Here is a 17239-nt window from a genome sequence, read left to right on the forward strand (position 1 = left end):
TTTTGGAGAGATATGGCCAAGCAAGACAGCAAGCCCAAAATTGGGGAATCCGAGAAAATCACGATCAACCTCGGCTTGATCGACCTGGGGCAGATTGATCTGCTGGTCCAGGAGGGATTTTATTCCAACCGCACGGATCTGATCCGTACGGCCATACGCAATCAACTCAATACGCACGCCGACGTGGTGAAACAAACCGTCGCCCGTAAAAGCCTGGTATTGGGCATGCAGCATTATTCGCGCGCCGACCTGGAAGCGATCCAGGCAGCCGGCCAGCGCCTGCAGATACAGGTGCTGGGACTGGCCAGCATCGCCAGCGACGTCTCCGTGGAGCTGGCACTGGCCACCATCGAGTCGATCTTCGTATTAGGTGCCCTGCACGCCAGCACCGTCGTCAAGACGGCGCTCGCAGGGCGAATTCACTAGCGTATTGGTTCGCGGCGATGACCCGGCCGATGCGCGGCACCGTTAAGGATGGTCATGAAACTACCTCTCAACATGTTGGCGCAGATGCGCGCCGCAACCCGCAATCTGTTGGGCAGCGGTCCCGCCGCCGCCACCGAAGCGATCCAGCAGGCGCTGTCCGCCGCCGGCCTGGCGCCGCAGGCGGCGTCCACACAGCAGCCGCCGATGCGCGATATCAATCAGCCACCTGCGCCACCATCTGCGGCAGCGCAACCGCAAGCTGACGCCGCGCCCCCCACACCAGCGCAGGCGGCGCAGGACTTCGCGCAGGATTTCATGGCGCGCCTGGGCGTGCCGGCAGGCCTGGGCCAGCACAGCTTCGACATGCCCAGCTTCGAGCTGCCGAACTTCCACCCGTCCGGCTTCAACGCGCCGGCCGCCACGCCAGCGGAGATACCCGCCGGCGCGCAATTCATCGACGGCGTGTACCGCAACCATGCGGGCACGCGTTCGTACAAGCTGTATATCCCCAGCAGCTATCATGGCCAGGCCATGCCGCTGATCGTGATGCTGCACGGCTGCACGCAAAATCCCGACGATTTTGCCGCCGGCACGCAAATGAATGCGCTGGCAGAAGAAAAGGAGTGTTTTGTCGTCTACCCGGCGCAGACGCAGGGCGCCAACAGTTCGCGTTGCTGGAACTGGTTCAACGCCATCGACCAGCAGCGCGACCAGGGCGAACCGTCGCTGATCGCCGGCATCGCCCAGCAAGTCATCGACGACTACCCGGTCAACGAGCGCGAAGTGTTTGTCGCCGGCCTGTCGGCGGGCGGCGCCATGGCCGTCATCGTCGGCACCCTGTACCCCGACCTGTTTGCCGCTGTCGGCGTGCATTCGGGTCTGCCCTTCGCTTCGGCGCAGGACTTGCCGTCGGCGCTGGCCGCCATGAAGGGCGGTGCCATGCCCAATGCCCAGCGCAAGGCGCCGGCGGGCGGCGTGCCCATCATCGTTTTCCACGGCGACCGCGACACCACCGTCAACCCGCGCAATGGCGATGAACTGATCGCCCAGGGCGTGCGCAGCCAGGCGGGCGGCAAGGCGGCCAAAGCCGCTTCCGTCGATGGCAGCGTGCCGAATGGCCACCGCTACACGCGCACCACGCACAGCCAGGCCGATGGCTCGCCGCTGGGCGAACACTGGGTCATCCACGGCGCCGGCCATGCCTGGTCCGGCGGCAGCGATAACGGCAGTTATACGGACGGCAAAGGGCCGGACGCCAGCCGCGAGATGCTGCGCTTCTTCAAGACAGTCAGCTGATGTTCTCGGCGAAGGGTGCGATCTGCCGCTGCTTGTCGGCGATCTCGCACACGCCATCGGCATAGCGGTTGGAGATGGCGATGAACTGGTCCTGGATCTGCAGGAAGGCGTCGACGATCTCGGCGTCGAAATGCGAACCGCGCCCCTCGACGATAATCTGCACGGCCTGCGCATGGTCCATGCCCTGCTTGTAGATGCGCCGGCTGATCAGGGCGTCATACACGTCGGCCAGCGCCATCAGGCGCGCCGAAATCGGGATGGCTTCGCCAGCCAGGCCTTGCGGGTAGCCGCTGCCATCCCATTTTTCATGATGGCTGTAGGCGATCTCCTTGGCGTACTTGAGGAAATCGACCTCGATGCCCAGCTCGTGCTCGGCCGCCAAGATGGCGTCGCGCCCAAGCGTGGTGTGCGTCTTCATGATGGCCATTTCGTGCGGCTCGAAACGGCCCGGCTTGAGCAGGATATGGTCGGGAATGCCCACCTTGCCGATATCGTGCAGCGGCGCCGTCTTGAACAGCAGTTCGATATTCTTGTCCGTCAAAAAATCGCGGAAGCGCGGCAGGCCGCGCACTTTCTCGGCCAGCGCTTTCAGGTAGTGCGAGGTGCGGCGGATATGGTTGCCCGTCTCGCTGTCGCGCGTCTCGGCCAGCGAAGCCATGGCGTGGATCGTGACGTCCTGCAGCGCCGCCACTTCCTGCACGCGGCGCTCCACTTCCGTTTCCAAATACTGGTTCTGGTCGCGCAAGAAATCCTGCATCTGCTTCATCGCCAGTTGCGTCTTGATGCGCGCCAGCACGATGGGCGCCGAAATCGGCTTGGTGATGTAGTCGACGGCGCCCAAGGCCAGGCCCAGCTGCTCGTCGGCCACTTCGCTCATGGCGGTGACAAAAATCACGGGGATGCCGGCCGTGGCGAGATCGGCCTTCAGCGCGCGGCACACGTCGTAGCCGCTCATGCCCGGCATCATGATGTCGAGCAGGATCAGGTCGGGCTGGTCGCTGCCGGCGGCGATCTTCAGGGCGCGTTCGCCATTGACGGCGATCTTGGTGCGGTAATCGTCTTCCAGCACCGCGCGCAGCAGGTCGATATTGTCTGGCGTGTCGTCGACCACCAGAATGGTTGGCTTGCTTGCCGGCGCTCTCATGCCCGTCCTTCGCTCTGCATAGTTATCCTTGTCACAGTGTCAGCTCCAGCGCATCGGCTACCTCGCCCAGCTGCGCCAGCGCACCTTCGAAATCGTATTGTCCCAGCATGCGCTTCAACTGGCGCGCGTGTTCCGCCTGCCCGGCCGCGACCAGCACCGGGCCGATACCGTCCAAGTGCTTGACGGCCTGCGCATCGTCCTGCAGCAGCAGCTGCGACAATTCGCGCAAGCCCGCTTCCAGGTGCGCCCGGTCCACCGCCGCCACTGGCGCCACCGCCGCGCCGCCCGCCTCGGCCACATTACCGCGCGACTGCATGGCCAGCACGATCTTCGGCACCAGCTCGTCGAGCGCCAGGGTGCAGGCGGCCAGCGCCTGCGGCAAGCCGTCGTGCGAACCCAGGCTGAGCAAGTGCTCGACCCGCGCGGCGCTGTCGGCCAGGCCGCCGGCGCCGATATTGCCGGCCAGGCCCTTCAGGGTATGCGCTTCGCGGATCGCCGTCTCGAGCTGGTTGTTCTCGATGGCGGCAACGATGCGCTGCATGGCGTCGAACTGGGTTTCCACAAAACGGTCCAGCAATTTTCGCATCAAAACGGCATTGCCGCCCACGCGACGCATGGCTTCCGCCATTTTCAGGCCGGCGATCACGGGCAATTCCGCTTCCGGCTGCGCCACCACCGCCGTCATTGCCTGCGGCGTGGCCGGCGCGATCCAGCGCGCCAGGGTGCCGAACAACTGCGCCACGTCGATCGGCTTGGCGATGAAATCGTTCATGCCGGCATCCAGGCATTTTTCCTTGTCGCCCACCATGGCATTGGCCGTCATGGCGATCACGGGCAAATTCGAATAACGGGGGTCCTGGCGCAGCTTGCGCGTCGCCTGGTAGCCATCCATCACAGGCATCTGGCAATCCATCAGCACGCCGTCATAGGCGTTTTCCTCGATCTTCGCCAGCGCGATGGCGCCATTGCCCGCGATGTCGACGCGGATGCCGGCGTCGTTGAGAATATGCTGCGCCACTTCCTGGTTGACCTCATTATCCTCCACCAGCAGCAGCCAGGCGCCGCGCAAGGCGCGTTCGTCGTCGCGGTAGCTGCTCTGGCGCTGCGTCTTGCGGCTCTGCCCCGTCACGCCGCCAAACACGAACGATATCTGGTCGAGCAGGGTCGAGGCGCTGACCGGCTTGTTCAATACGCCGTCGAACGGCAAGTCCCGCTGGCGCGCCGCCTCCAGCAGCGCTTCGCGATGGAAGGCCGTGACCATGATGCAGGCCGGCGTCGCATCGATGCCGGCGGCATCGGCGCGGATGCCGGCCAGGGTATCGAGGCCGTTCATGCCCGGCATTTTCCAGTCCATCAGCACCAGTCCGTACCCTCGCCCCTCGGCGCGCGCCTGCGCCACGGCGCCGATGGCCAGCACGCCGCCAGACACGGCACGCGCTTCGAAGCCCAGCGCCGTCAGCATGCTGACGAAGATTTCACGCGCGCTGGGGTTGTCATCGACCACCAGCACGCGCAGGCCCTGGAATTGCTGCTGATGCTGCAGTTGCGACAGGCTGTCGCGCGGCACGGCGGCCAGGCCGAAGCGGGCCGTGAAGAAGAAGGTGCTGCCCACGCCCGCTTCGCTGACCAGGTCGATCTCGCCTTCCATCATTTCCACCAGGCGCTTGCTGATGGTCAGTCCCAGGCCCGTGCCGCCATGGTGGCGCGTGGTCGAGGTGTCGGCCTGGGTAAAGGCCTGGAACAATTTGCTGCGCTGGGGCGGCGTGAGGCCGATGCCCGTGTCGCGCACGTCCACGCGCAAGACAGCCGCATGTTCTTCCAGCTGCTGCAGGCGGATGCTGACGACGATCTCGCCCTTGTCCGTAAACTTGATCGCGTTGTTGGTCAGGTTGATCAGCACCTGGCCCAGGCGCAGCGGGTCGCCCTGCAAGGCGTTCGGCACATCGGGGGCGATGTCGAACAGCAGTTCGAGCCCCTTGTCCTGGGCGCGCATCACGGACAGGTCGGCGATCTGCGCCAGCACGTCCTCGAGGAAGAAATCGACTTTTTCAAAGGCCATCTTGCCCGCCTCGATCTTCGAGAAATCGAGGATGTCGTCGATGATGGCCAACAGGTTCTTCGAAGCCGATTCCACCTTCTCCAGGTAGTTGCGCTGGGTCGACGTGAGGTCCGTCTGCAGTGCCAGGTGGGTCATGCCGATGATGCCGTTCATCGGCGTGCGGATCTCGTGCGACATATTCGCCAGGAAGTCCGACTTCATCTTGGTCGCATCCTCGGCCACTTCGACGGCGTGGCGCAGGTCCTGCTCGACGGCCAGGCTGGTGCTCATGTCCTTGAGCGCCTGCAGCAATTCGCCCGTCTCGTCGCGCGACGTCACTTCGATGACGGAACTGAGGTCGCCGTTGGCCACGCGCGTGGCAATCGCCACCGCCTCGCCCAGCGGACGCGTGATCGAGCGCGCCGACCAGGCAAAGGCGAGACCGGTCAGCAGGGCTGCCAGGCCGATGCCGCCCATCAGCAGCAGCGAGGTATCGATGTCGTTGCGTATCCGGGCCGCACTGTCGCGGATCAGTTGCTGCTGCAAGTCATCGAGCTGGCTCACGTACAGCAGCACTTTTTCCAGCACCGGCAAGGTCTGCGTCTGCATGGCCTGCTCGGCGCGGGCATCCTCGCCGCGCTCGACCAGTTCGAACATCGTCTTGAGCGACACATAGTAGTCGGCGCGCGCCAGGTGCATCTGTTCCAGCAGGCGCCGTTCCTCGGGCCGCGCATCGAGACCGTCGAGGATGCGCACCTGCTCATCGATGCCCTGCTTGATCGCCTCCAGGCGCGCCTGGTTCGCCTGGCGCAGCGCCGGCTCGTGCTGGCTCGGCAGGTTGCCGATGCGCGTGGCCGCCTCGCGCGCCAGTCCGTGGATCTTGCTGGTGGCCTTGGCGGCAACCCAGTCGCGCTGCAGGATATCGTCGGTCTCGGCGCGGATGGCATAGATGCGGCTCCCCGCCAGGACGATGACGACCAGCATCAGCACGATCAAAATGGCATAACCGGCATTGATGCGCACGCCGATGCGGATATCCCTGAAGCGCATAACTTTCCTGTAAGAAATTCTTAAAAATCGAAGTCTGAACGTATTCCCCTACAAAATGCAAGGTCTTTTGCAAAGGAAAAAGCGCGCCGATGCGCTTATTTGGCCGGCCTTGCTGCCGGAGGGGTCAAGGCGGCGATGCGCTCTTGCAGGCAGGCGGGGCACCAGCAGCCCACGGCGGTGCTGCCGGGCACGGGAACGGCCGGCGGCAGGGCCACGCACCAGCAGGGTTCCTTGGCGTCCGGATCAAGCTGGCCGCACTGGAAGGTGGCGCCGCACAGGCTGCATACGCTCATGGCTGTGTTTGAATTGGCAAGTGTGTGTCCTGCCGCGCCAGGATGCGACGCAGATGTAACGGGCAGTAAAAGGGCTGGCTGGGGGGCATATCGGGCCAGACTATAGGATCATCAGGGAAAATACAACAAGATCGCCCTATAATGCCTCCAAGATTTTCTTCTTCCCTGTAAAATCCCACAAATCTATTTTCCGGACTCGCCATGAATCAACTAGCTAACTTGAACCTGGACATGAATGACGACTTGACGGCGGTGTCGCCACAAATCAAGGCGCAGATTCTGGCCGAGGCCCTGCCCTACATCCGCAATTTCCATGGCAAGACCATCGTCATCAAGTACGGTGGCAATGCCATGACGGACGAACGCCTGAAGCACGGCTTCGCGCGCGACGTCATCCTGCTCAAGCTGGTCGGCATGAACCCGGTCGTGGTGCACGGCGGCGGACCGCAGATCGACAACGCGCTGAAAAAAATCGGCAAGCAAGGCACCTTCGTGCAAGGCATGCGCATCACCGATGAAGAAACCATGGAAGTGGTGGAGTGGGTGCTGGGCGGCGAAGTGCAGCAGGATATCGTCATGCTGATCAACCATTACGGCGGCCAGGCTGTGGGCCTGACGGGCAAGGATGGCGGCTTGATCCGCGCGCGCAAGATGCAGATGCCGGACCGCGAACATCCGGGCGAATTCCTCGACATCGGCTTCGTCGGCGAGATCGACGCGATCAACCCGGCCGTCGTCAAGGCGCTGCAGGACGACGCCTTCATTCCCATCATCTCGCCGATCGGTTTCGGCCAGGATGGCCAGGCCTACAACATCAACGCCGACGTGGTAGCCGGCAAGATCGCGGAAATCCTGAAAGCGGAAAAGCTGATCATGATGACCAACATCGCCGGCGTCCAGGACAAGCAGGGCAACCTGGTGACCGACCTGTCGGCGCGCGAAATCGACGAGATGTTCGCCGACGGCACGATCTCGGGCGGCATGCTGCCGAAGATCTCGTCCGCACTCGACGCCGCCAAATCCGGCGTGAACACGGTGCACATCATCGACGGCCGCATCGAACACTCATTATTGCTGGAAGTGTTGACCGAGCAAGCTTTTGGTACTATGATCCGTTCGCACTAAAAAAATCGCAATGCATCACAGCGAGTAGTTTGGCGGCGCAGATCACCTGGCGCCGCTTTTAATTTGCCCTTGTAGCTCAGTGGTAGAGCACTCCCTTGGTAAGGGAGAGGCCACGTGTTCGATCCACGTCAAGGGCACCAGTATCCTTTCCCCGCAGCTGAAAAAATGTCCATGGCGGCGTTGTACTGCCTCGCCGTACATGCGTACTGTCTTCGTCAGTACGCCTTGCCCTGAACACTTTTCCATCTGCTCTGCCGCCGTTTGTTGCGCGGCTAAGCCACCAGTTCAATACACCCGCTCGACCTTCAAGCCCTTCTGACGCAATAAATCCGGAACGCTTTTCGTGCCCACCAGATGCAGCACGCCGATGGCGGCCAGGCTGGACTTTTCGCGCGCCAGCAACCTGGCGATGCCGTCGGCCAGGGCGGGGTTGCGGCCATCCAGCAACACCTTTTGCACGAACTGGGCGGCGAACGACGGGTCTGTCGCTGCCTTGGCGGCCAACCTGTCGAAGGCGGCCGCGTCGGCCGTGCGCCAGGCGTTGGCGATCTCGCGCGCTTCCTGGCTTTGTTCCTGGTCCTCGATCGACGCCACGCCGTCTTCCAGGAAACGGCACTGGTCGGCCGGCGACATGGCGCCGAACAGCGCCATCTGGCCTTCCATCGACTCGAGTTCCACCACGGGGATCTTGCGCGCCTTGGCCTGTTGCGACAGATAATTGTCGACGGCCAGGTCGGAGCGGTAGCCCAGGGTGGAAAACTCGCCGATGGCCAGCATGCTGGCCAGCATCCACGGCTTCATCGGCGCCACCGACTCGGCTGGAATGCCGTATTTTTGCAACAGCGGCGCCAAGCGCGGGGCCAGGGTCTGGCGGCAATCAAGCGGCACTTGGCTGCCCGGCGCCTCCATGCCGTACTTCAGCACGGCGCCCAAGGCGGCGCGCGGGTCGGCGCCGGGATCGATCTCCAGCGCCAGCGCGCCAGCCTGGTGCAGCGCCTGCGTCACCGTCGGCTCGAGCGGATAAAAATCGGGCGCGCCGACGTGGATGGTGCCGAACAGATACAGGGTGTGGCTGGCGTCCTGCACCTTGAACAGGGCGCCCCGGTTTTGCGCCGCAGGCGGCGCTTCGGCAAAGGCCGCCGGCAACGGCAGCAAGAATAATCCGCAAAACATCACTATAATCTGGCGTCGCATGGTTTTCCTGATTGTTGAATTTTTCATCTTGCTTATCATCTTGCCTAAAGACTCCTGTGCCTGTGTCCCATCTTAACCGCTCGTCGCCGGTCTGGCTGTTTGACCTCGACAACACGCTGCACAATGCCTCGCACGCCATCTTCCCCACCATCACGGCCAATATGAACACGTATATTGCCCGCGTGCTGGGCGACGGCGTGACGCCGGCCGACGACGCCATCGTCAATGCGGCGCGCGCGGCCTACTGGCGCCGCTATGGCGCCACCTTGCTGGGCATGGTCAAGCACCATCAGGTACAGGCAGCGCATTTTTTGCACGAGACGCATGCATTCGACGATTTGCGCGCCATGATACGCGCCGAGCGGGGGCTGGGGGCTTTACTCAAACGCCTGCCTGGCCGTAAAATTTTACTCACCAACGCGCCGCTGCGCTATTCGAGCGACGTGATGCGCCACCTGGGCTTGCGCCAGCATTTTTCGCAGCATATCGCCATCGAGGCGATGCATGTGCACCGCCAGCTGCGGCCCAAGCCATCGACCCTGATGCTACGCAAGTTGATGCGCAAGCACCAGATCCGCCCTGGCCGCTGCATCCTGGTGGAAGACACCCTGGCCAACCTGAAGGGCGCGAAAAAACTGGGCCTGCGCACGGCATGGGTCACGCAATACCTGAAAATGGCGGATCCGATCGGCGTGGCGAAGTTGCCCAAGTCGTTAAATCGCCCCGCTTACGTCGATGTCAAAGTAAAATCTGTCCGGCATTTGGCACGCCGCCTTCACCGTCTGCGTTGAAGGGGACTCCTGGGCTTCCGGTTGACGCCGGAAGCCGCACCGCTAGCGGCGGTGACGGACCTCCCCATCAAGGCAGCATTTTTTTTAACGACAAGAGAAAATATGGCAAGCACACCGCCGGGCCAACGCAGGCTACAAATTCTTCAGGCCCTCGCCGCAATGCTGGAGCAGCCGAAAGGCGAAAAGATTACCACTGCCGCACTGGCGGCCAGACTGGCCGTGTCGGAAGCGGCCCTGTACCGCCATTTCGCCAGCAAGGCGCAAATGTTCGAAGGGCTGATCGAATTCATCGAGTCGAGCGTTTTCGGCCTGATCAACCAGATCGCGGAAAAGCACAGCGACGGCATGACGCAAACGCGCGACATCGTCGGCATGCTGCTCAATTTCGCCATCAGCAATCCGGGCATGACGCGCGTATTGATCGGCGATGCGCTGGTCAATGAGGACGAGCGCCTGCAAGTGCGCATGAACCAGTTCTACGACCGCGTGGAACTGGCGCTCAAGCAGGCCTTGCGCGTGGCCGCCGCCGAAGGCCATGGCAAGGAAAGCGAAGTGGCGGCGCGCGCCACCCTGATCGTCGGCTTCGTCATCGGACGCTGGCACCGCTACGCCAAGAGCGGCTTCAAGATCAATCCCTCCCAGGAAGCGGCGCTGCAAATCGCCATGCTGCTGGGGTAAGTCACCGCCGCGGCTGTCCCCATGCATACCGACTGTTTCGCCCTGCTCGACGACGCCAGTACCCCGGGCGCCGGTTCGCGCCTGTACACGGGCCTGGCGGCGGTCTTGCAATGCACCGAGGGGCAAGCGTGGCCCGAGTTGCTGGAAGGCCTGCAAGACGCCTTACATCGCGGCCAGTACGCCGTCAGCGTGTGCAGCTACGAGCTGGGGGCGCATTTGCTGGCCATGCCGCCGCGCGCGGCAGGCATCAACGCGCCGCCGCTGGCGCAAGTGCTTGTCTTCGACCATTGCACGCAGCTGTCGCAGGACGAGGTGGCGCAATGGCTGGACGCGCGCGTCCACGCCGACGCAGCGCCAGCCGGCGTGGCCGATATCCGCGCGAATGTGGATCAAGCCGAATTCACGCGTGCGCTGCACCGCATCCACGACTACATCGTGGCCGGCGACACCTACCAGGTCAACTACACGTATCGCTTGCGCTTCGACGCCTTCGGCTCGCCCCTGGCCCTGTATGCGCGGCTGCGCGCGCGCCAGCCCGTGCCCTACGGCGCGCTGGTGATGCTGCCCGATGGCGGCGCCCTGCTGTCGCTGTCGCCGGAACTGTTCGTGCGCCATGCGCAAGGCGAGCTGATGGCGCGCCCCATGAAAGGCACGGCGCCTGCCGCCCCGCCTGAGCAAACGGCAGAAAACGCGCGCCGCGCCAGCGCCCTGGCCAACGATCCGAAGAACCGCGCGGAAAACCTGATGATCGTCGACCTGCTGCGCAACGACATCGGCCGCATCGCCGTCACCGGCTCCGTCAAGGTGCCGGCCCTGTTTGAGGTGACGCGCTACAGCAGCGTGCTGCAAATGACCTCCACCGTGCAGGCGCGCCTGCGCGACGACGCCAGCCTGGCCGACATCTTCCTGGCCTTGTATCCTTGCGGCTCGATCACGGGCGCACCGAAACGCCGTACCATGGAAATCATCGCCGAGCTGGAGCCGGCGCCGCGCGGCATCTATACGGGCGCCATCGGCTGGTTCGACCCTCCCGCCGCCGGCGCTACCCACGCGGTGGGCGACTTCTGCATGTCAGTACCGATCCGCACCCTGGCCTTGCAGCCGGCTGGCCCTGACGGCATCCGGCGCGGCGAGATGGGCGTGGGTGCCGGCATCGTGCTCGACAGCGACCCGCACGAGGAATTTGCGGAGTGCCAGCTCAAGGCCCGCTTCCTCACGGGCCTCACGAACGACTTCGAACTGTTCGAGACCCTGCACGCCAGCCGCACCGGCGGCTGCCGCCAGCAGGAGCGCCATCTGGCGCGCCTGGCCGCCTCCTGCGCCTACTTCGGTTTTGCCTGGAGTGACAGTGCCGCGCGTGCCTCGCTGCAGGCGGCCTGCGCGGCGCGTCCCGACGACGCGCCCTTCCGCCTGCGCCTGGCGCTGCGCCAGGATGGCCAGTTCACGACGCAAAGCGGTGCGCTCACTGCCCTGCCGGACACGGTAACCATCCTGCTGGCACCCGACGCCACGACTGCCGACGACCTGTTCCTGCGTCACAAGAGCAGCGTGCGCGCACGCTACGACGCGGCCTGGCGCGCAGCCGAGGCGCGAGGCAGCTTCGACATGCTGTTCTTTAACGAACGGGGCGAACTGACGGAAGGCGGGCGCAGCAATGTCTTCATCCGCCTCGATGGCCGCTGGCATACGCCGCCCCTGTCCTGCGGCCTGCTGCCCGGCGTGCAACGCGCCGCCATGCTGGCCGATCCCGCCTGGGACGCGCAGGAAACCATCATCACGCGGGCCATGCTGGCGCGGGCCGAAGCGATTGTCGTGTGCAACGCGCTACGCGGGGCGATACCGGCGCAGCTGGTTACCTGATATCTACCTGCATCTCGTAACCACCATAAATCATCCGCTTGCCATCGAACGGCAGCTTGGCCGGATCCATCATCTCGGCCAGGCGCGGGTCTTTCATGACCTTGTCGTTGATTTCATCGCGCTTGGCGCGCGACGCATACACGATCCAGGAAAACACCACCACTTCGCCATCCTGCAAGTCCACCGCCTGCGGGAACGAGGTCAGCTTGCCTGGCTTGACATCGTCGCCCACGCATTCGCGAAATTCCAGCGCGCCGTACTCGCGCCAGATGGCGCCGCAACTGCGCGACATGGCCAGGTAGGCTTCGAGCTTGGCTTTCGGTACGGGCACCACAAATCCATCGACATACGCCATGATGTTCTCCTTGGTTGTGACAAACGCGAACAACCAGCTTAGGACAATGATGGCAAGACGACAAGCGCGGCATTAAAAAAAAGCAGGCGATCAAGCCTGCTTGCGTGTCGGCAACTTACAGCGCCAGCGCTTTTTCCACCGCGCCAACGAGTTTCTTGTCGTCCGGCGTCACTTTGCTCGGGAAGCTTTCCACCACTTTACCGTGGCGGTCGATCAGGTATTTGTGGAAATTCCAGGCTGGGGTCTTGCCCGTCTGCTTGATCAAGTCCACATACAGCGGATTCGGCGCGGGGCCGGAGACCACCGATTTGGCGAACATGGGAAACTTCACGCCATAGGTGTTGTAGCAGAAATCAGCGATTTCCTTGCTGTTGCCCGGCTCCTGCTTGCCGAAATCGTTCGACGGGAAGCCCAGCACCACCAGGCCCTTGCTGCCGTACTTGGCGTACAGCGCCTCGAGCCCTTCATATTGATTAGTAAAACCACAATAACTGGCCGTATTGACCACCAGCACCACCTTGCCCGCGTACTGGCACAGGTTTTGCGGCGCTTCATCCTGCAGGCGGTTGAAGGTCTGCTTGAGAATCGCGGGGCAGGCGGCCGGAGCAGCGGTAGCTGTAGCGGCTTCGGCAGCATGGGCCGGCATGGCCAGGCTGGCACTGGCGGCAAGGGTGGTCAGCGCGAACAGCTGGGCAAGGGTCTTGGACATGAAGGGCACCATGGTTGAACGGAAAAAAACCATTCTATGTCAAACGCCGCGCACGCGTATGAGACGGACAACAACAGCGATTGCTTGAGCGACATCAACGACAGTGCAGTACTTGCCCAACGCACAGTTTTTTTACCTATGCTCGGCCTTCCTATCCCATTTCTTGCCTTGTGGAGTCGCCATGCCCTTCCCGCACCTGACCGCATTACCCACCGCCCTGCTGGCCGCCAGCCTGCTCACCCTGGCGCCAGGCGGCGCGCTCGCCGCCACGGCCGCCAAAGCTGCCAAGCCCGCCGCGACCAGGGATGCTCCCGCCCTGCCCGGCTACCAGGCTGACCTGAGCCAGACCACCGTGTCCGGCCTGTCCTCGGGCGGCTTCATGGCGGCGCAGTTTGCCGTCGCCTACTCGGCCACGGTGGCCGGCGCCGGCATCATCGCGGGCGGCCCGTATTTCTGCTCGGGCCAGCCAGGCCGCTTCCCCTACATCCCCTACCTGACGAATGCCCTGACCACCTGCATGAATCCGGGCAGCGCGCAGGTGGCGCCGCCTGTCGCCAGCGAATTGCTGCGCGCGGCGAACGACTTCGCGCGCGCCCGCCTCATCGACGACACGGCCAACCTGAAACGCCAGCGCGTGTATCTGTTCAGCGGAACGAAAGACCAGACCGTGACGCGGCCGGTGGTGGAACAGGTGGGGAAATTCTATGCGCTGGCGGGCACGCCGGCCGAGCAGATCCGCTTCGTCGACAATGTCGGCGCAGGCCATGCCATCATCACGGACAACAACCAGGACAAGGCTTGCGATGTAACGGCGTCGCCCTTCATCAATGACTGCGACTTCGTGCAGGCGCGCGACATCCTGCAGCACCTGTACCCGGACCTGCAGCCCGCGTCGACCACGCTGACGGGCAAGCTGATCGCCTTCAACCAGCGCAGCTTCATCCAGAACGCGTACTCGAGCATGAACAATACGGGCTACGCCTACATCCCGAAAGCCTGCGACAGCGAGAGCTGCCGCGTGCACGTGGTGTTCCACGGCTGTTTGCAAACGACGCAAGCCATCGGCGACCGTTTCTATACCAGCACCGGCTACAACCAGGTGGCGGACGCCAACAAGATCATCGTGCTGTATCCGCAGGCCGAACCGAGCCCCGTCTACCCGTACAACCCGAAAGGCTGCTGGGATTTCTGGGGCTACACCAGCATCAATCCGATCGACCCGGATTTCTACCGCAAGAGCGGCACGCAGATGGAAGCGGTCAAGGGCATGCTGGACAGGTTAGGATCGGTTCGTAACAGCCGTCGATAACGGACGTCACGGATGCTTGAGAAAATCGTAGCGAGCGGCAACGAGGCTCGACGCCCCATCTGGCTAAAAAGCGCAGCTGTACTGAGTACGGGGCCGCCGAGGCAGCGCGCATCGCAGGCCGGAAAGCGCGCCGCGCAGTAGATTTAATCAAGCATCCTAGATACCGCCCATGCAGATGTACTTGATGACCAGATAGTCTTCGATACCGTAGGTCGACCCTTCACGGCCCAGGCCCGATTGCTTGACGCCGCCGAAGGGGGCGATCTCGTTCGAGATCAGGCCCGTGTTGACGCCGACCATGCCCGTTTCCAGGCCTTCGGCCACGCGCCAGATGCGGCCGATGTCGCGCGAATAGAAGTAGGCAGCCAGGCCGAATTCCGTGTTGTTGGCCAGGGCGATGACTTCATCGTCCTTCTTGAAGCGGAACAGGGGCGCCAGCGGGCCGAAGGTTTCCTCGGTGGCCACGCGCATGTCGTTCGTCACGTCGGCGATGATGGTCGGCTCGAAGAAGCCGTTGCCCAGCGCATGGCGCTTGCCGCCAGCGAGCAGGCGGCCGCCCTTGCCCAGCGCGTCGGCCACGTGTTCTTCCACCTTGGCGACGGCCTTGGCGTCGATCAACGGACCTTGCGTGACGCCCGCCTCGATGCCATTGCCCACCTTCAGCTTGGCCACGGCGGCCACCAGTTTGTCGGCAAACGCGTCATACACGCTGTCCTGCACGTACAGGCGGTTGGCGCACACGCAGGTCTGGCCCGCATTGCGGTATTTCGAGGCGATGGCGCCTTCCACGGCCGCATCCAGGTCCGCGTCGTCGAAGACGATGAACGGCGCATTGCCGCCCAGTTCCAGCGACAGTTTCTTGATCGTTGGCGCGCACTGTTCCGCCAGCAGGCGGCCCACCTGGGTCGAACCCGTAAACGTCAGCTTGCGCACGATCGGGTTCGACGTCATTTCGCCGCCGATGTCTTTCGGCGCACCCGTGACGATGCTGAACACGCCCGCAGGCACGCCTGCGCGCTCGGCCAGCACGGCCAGCGCCAGCGCGGAAAACGGCGTTGCTTCAGCCGGTTTCAGGACCATCGGGCAGCCGGCGGCCAGGGCCGGGCCGACTTTGCGGGTGATCATGGCGGCGGGGAAGTTCCACGGCGTGATGGCGGCGCACACGCCGATCGGCTCCTTGGTGATGACCAGGCGGCGGTCCGGCCAAGGCGATTGCAGGGTATCGCCCGCAACGCGCTTGCCTTCTTCGGCAAACCACTCGATGAACGAGGCGCCGAACTGCACTTCGCCCTTCGCTTCCGGCAGGGGTTTGCCCTGCTCGGTGGTCATGATCAGCGCCAGGTCGTCGGCGTTTTCCAGGATCAGGTCATGCCAGCGGCGCAGCACGGCCGCGCGCTCCTTGGCCGTCTTCTTGCGCCAGGCAGGCCAGGCGGCATTGGCCGCCTCGATGGCGCGGCGCGTCTCGGCGGCGCCCATCAGGGGCACCGTGCCGATATGCTCGCCCGTGGCGGGATTGCTCACATTAATCGTCTGGCCACCATCGGCATCGACCCAGGCTCCATTCACGTAAGCCTGGTGACGCAACAAGGTAGGATCTTTCAACTGCAGCATATGCATCTCCGGTCTGGTTTGAATTATCGACGAGGGATACTATGCCACAGCGCGGCAGATTTCGCAGGCGCGGCGCTGAACTGCCCCGAGCTCTACTCGACCTTGAAAGACGACAGTTTCGGGTCCGGCGCCGGGTATTCCAGCTTCATGCCCTGCAGGGTTTCCAGCAGCAGGGACGCGACCACCAGGTTGCGCTGCGTCTTGGAGTTCGATGGCACCACGTACCACGGCGCGTGGTCGGCATCCGTCTCGCGGATCGCCGTTTCATAGGCGCGCTGGTAGCCATCCCACTTCTTGCGCTGGGCGATATCGTTGGGATCGAACTTCCACTGGCGGTCGGGATCATCGAGCCGCTCCTGCAGCCGTCCGCGTTGCTCGTCCTTCGAGATATGCAGGAAGACTTTCAGGATGACGGTGCCCGTTTCGCTCAGCATGCGCTCGAAATCGCGGATCTGCGCATAGCGGCGCTGGCATTCGGCCTTGTCGATCATGTCCTGCACGCGCGTGATCAGCACATCCTCGTAATGGCTGCGGTTGAAGATGGCGATCTCGCCTTTCACGGGCACATGCTGGTGCACGCGCCACAGGTAATCGTGCGCCAGTTCGATATCGGTGGGTCCCTTGAACGCCACGGCGCGGATGCCCATCGGGTTGATATTGCTGAAGATCGCCTTGACCGTGCCATCCTTGCCCGACGTATCCATGCCCTGCAAGACCAGCAGCACCTTCTTTTTGTGCTGCGCGTACAGCATGCTCTGGCACTCGGCGATCTGCGCCGTCAGGGCCACGGTTTCCTCGCGGTCCAGGGCCTTGCACTGGGCCGCCGTCAGCTTCTTGTTCGCCGCCTTAGTGGCGGCGCCCAGCAGGCGCTTGCCGGCGAAATCCTCGTTCAGGTCGAAGTCCTTCCCGGCACGGAACTGCGTGCGCGCCTTCATGCCGCCACCGCCAGCTTGCGGTGCTCGATTTTTGTGCAATGGTCCATCACCACCTCCAGGCCCGCCGCCCGCGCCAGCTGCGCCGCCTGCTCGTTGACTACGTCGAGCTGCAGCCACAGGCAGCCAGCCTTGACGGCGATGGCTTCCTCGGCGATGGGCAGAATATCTTCTGACTTGCGGAAGCAGTCGACGATGTCGATGCACGCTGGCGCGACAGCCGCCGCGGCCTGCGTCAGGGTGGCGTAAGCGCGCTGCCCCAGCACATCGCGTCCGGCGAGGGCCGGATTGACGGGCAACACGCGATAGCCATGCCGCAGCAGGTAATCTGCCACTTCATGGCTGGCGCGTTCGGGCTTGTCGGACATGCCGACGATGGCGATGATGCGGCTGTCTTGCAGGATGCGGGCGATGTTGGACATATTCTG

At 63.5% G+C, this 17239-nt stretch carries 16 protein-coding genes and 1 tRNA gene; 8 read left to right on the top strand and 9 right to left on the bottom strand.

Annotation, left to right across the window (positions count from 1 at the left end; genetic code table 11):
• Positions 1 to 12 precede the first annotated feature (12 nt).
• Positions 13 to 426, top strand: coding sequence for a CopG family transcriptional regulator (locus tag O0879_RS21630; RefSeq protein ID WP_289899651.1), 414 nt, complete (start codon positions 13 to 15; stop codon positions 424 to 426).
• Positions 427 to 480: 54 nt separating this feature from the next.
• Positions 481 to 1722, top strand: coding sequence for a PHB depolymerase family esterase (locus O0879_RS21635; RefSeq protein ID WP_289918666.1), 1242 nt, complete (start codon positions 481 to 483; stop codon positions 1720 to 1722).
• On the opposite strand, the gene O0879_RS21640 is transcribed toward O0879_RS21635, so the two are convergent.
• The 3 genes from O0879_RS21640 to O0879_RS21650 form a co-directional block, all read right to left on the bottom strand.
• Positions 1715 to 2866, bottom strand: a complete 1152-nt coding sequence (locus O0879_RS21640; RefSeq protein WP_289918669.1) for a two-component system response regulator — start codon at positions 2864 to 2866, stop codon at positions 1715 to 1717. The genes O0879_RS21635 and O0879_RS21640 overlap by 8 nt on opposite strands.
• 31 nt (positions 2867 to 2897) lie before the next feature.
• Positions 2898 to 5954 carry a response regulator gene (locus O0879_RS21645; RefSeq protein ID WP_289918671.1) on the bottom strand — a complete coding sequence of 1019 codons (3057 nt, stop codon included), beginning with the start codon at positions 5952 to 5954 and terminating at the stop codon, positions 2898 to 2900.
• Between the two features lie 95 nt (positions 5955 to 6049).
• On the bottom strand, positions 6050 to 6247 hold the full coding sequence (locus O0879_RS21650) for a cysteine-rich CWC family protein (RefSeq protein WP_289918673.1): 198 nt from the start codon (positions 6245 to 6247) through the stop codon (positions 6050 to 6052).
• 231 nt (positions 6248 to 6478) lie between these two features.
• Here O0879_RS21650 and argB point away from each other — a divergent pair, with 231 nt between their 5' ends.
• Positions 6479 to 7372 carry an acetylglutamate kinase gene (gene argB / locus O0879_RS21655; RefSeq protein WP_010393729.1) on the top strand — a complete coding sequence of 298 codons (894 nt, stop codon included), beginning with the start codon at positions 6479 to 6481 and terminating at the stop codon, positions 7370 to 7372.
• A gap of 65 nt (positions 7373 to 7437) precedes the next feature.
• Positions 7438 to 7512: transfer RNA gene (locus O0879_RS21660), tRNA-Thr, on the top strand.
• A 145-nt stretch (positions 7513 to 7657) separates the two neighbouring features.
• Here O0879_RS21660 and O0879_RS21665 read toward each other — a convergent pair.
• Positions 7658 to 8527: a TraB/GumN family protein gene (locus tag O0879_RS21665; protein WP_289918675.1), complete on the bottom strand. Its 870-nt coding sequence runs from the start codon at positions 8525 to 8527 to the stop codon at positions 7658 to 7660.
• 95 nt (positions 8528 to 8622) lie between these two features.
• Between O0879_RS21665 and O0879_RS21670 the strand changes: the two genes are divergently transcribed.
• The 3 genes from O0879_RS21670 to pabB all read left to right on the top strand — a co-directional run bounded on the left by O0879_RS21670 (position 8623) and on the right by pabB (position 11895).
• Complete coding sequence (locus tag O0879_RS21670) at positions 8623 to 9357, top strand: pyrimidine 5'-nucleotidase (protein WP_289918677.1); 735 nt, start codon at positions 8623 to 8625, stop codon at positions 9355 to 9357.
• A 102-nt stretch (positions 9358 to 9459) separates the two neighbouring features.
• The gene (slmA, locus tag O0879_RS21675) at positions 9460 to 10035 is read left to right on the top strand and encodes a nucleoid occlusion factor SlmA (protein WP_099665918.1); all 576 of its coding nucleotides are present in this window, start codon (positions 9460 to 9462) and stop codon (positions 10033 to 10035) included.
• 21 nt (positions 10036 to 10056) lie between these two features.
• A complete protein-coding gene (gene pabB, locus O0879_RS21680; RefSeq protein WP_289918679.1) occupies positions 10057 to 11895 on the top strand; it encodes an aminodeoxychorismate synthase component I in 1839 nt (612 codons plus the stop codon).
• Here the strand turns inward: pabB and O0879_RS21685 are convergent.
• Positions 11888 to 12250 (bottom strand): DUF1428 domain-containing protein, encoded by a 363-nt coding sequence (locus O0879_RS21685; protein WP_251349549.1) that lies wholly within the window; start codon positions 12248 to 12250, stop codon positions 11888 to 11890. The genes pabB and O0879_RS21685 overlap by 8 nt on opposite strands.
• 115 nt (positions 12251 to 12365) lie before the next feature.
• On the bottom strand, positions 12366 to 12959 hold the full coding sequence (locus O0879_RS21690) for a glutathione peroxidase (RefSeq protein WP_034783905.1): 594 nt from the start codon (positions 12957 to 12959) through the stop codon (positions 12366 to 12368).
• A 181-nt stretch (positions 12960 to 13140) separates the two neighbouring features.
• Between O0879_RS21690 and O0879_RS21695 the strand changes: the two genes are divergently transcribed.
• Entirely contained in the window at positions 13141 to 14268 is a 1128-nt protein-coding gene (locus tag O0879_RS21695; RefSeq protein WP_289918684.1) for a poly(3-hydroxybutyrate) depolymerase, read from the top strand.
• Positions 14269 to 14424: 156 nt separating this feature from the next.
• On the opposite strand, the gene gabD is transcribed toward O0879_RS21695, so the two are convergent.
• The 3 genes from gabD to O0879_RS21710 form a co-directional block, all read right to left on the bottom strand.
• Complete coding sequence (gene gabD / locus O0879_RS21700) at positions 14425 to 15879, bottom strand: NADP-dependent succinate-semialdehyde dehydrogenase (protein WP_289918685.1); 1455 nt, start codon at positions 15877 to 15879, stop codon at positions 14425 to 14427.
• Between the two features lie 92 nt (positions 15880 to 15971).
• Entirely contained in the window at positions 15972 to 16814 is an 843-nt protein-coding gene (locus tag O0879_RS21705; RefSeq protein WP_152257844.1) for a PPK2 family polyphosphate kinase, read from the bottom strand.
• Positions 16811 to 17233, bottom strand: coding sequence for a CoA-binding protein (locus O0879_RS21710; protein WP_289918688.1), 423 nt, complete (start codon positions 17231 to 17233; stop codon positions 16811 to 16813). The genes O0879_RS21705 and O0879_RS21710 overlap by 4 nt, the downstream gene beginning before the upstream one ends.
• Positions 17234 to 17239: the final 6 nt, after the last annotated feature.

Source organism: Janthinobacterium sp. SUN120 (assembly GCF_030397735.1).
Taxonomy (GTDB): domain Bacteria; phylum Pseudomonadota; class Gammaproteobacteria; order Burkholderiales; family Burkholderiaceae_D; genus Janthinobacterium; species Janthinobacterium kumbetense.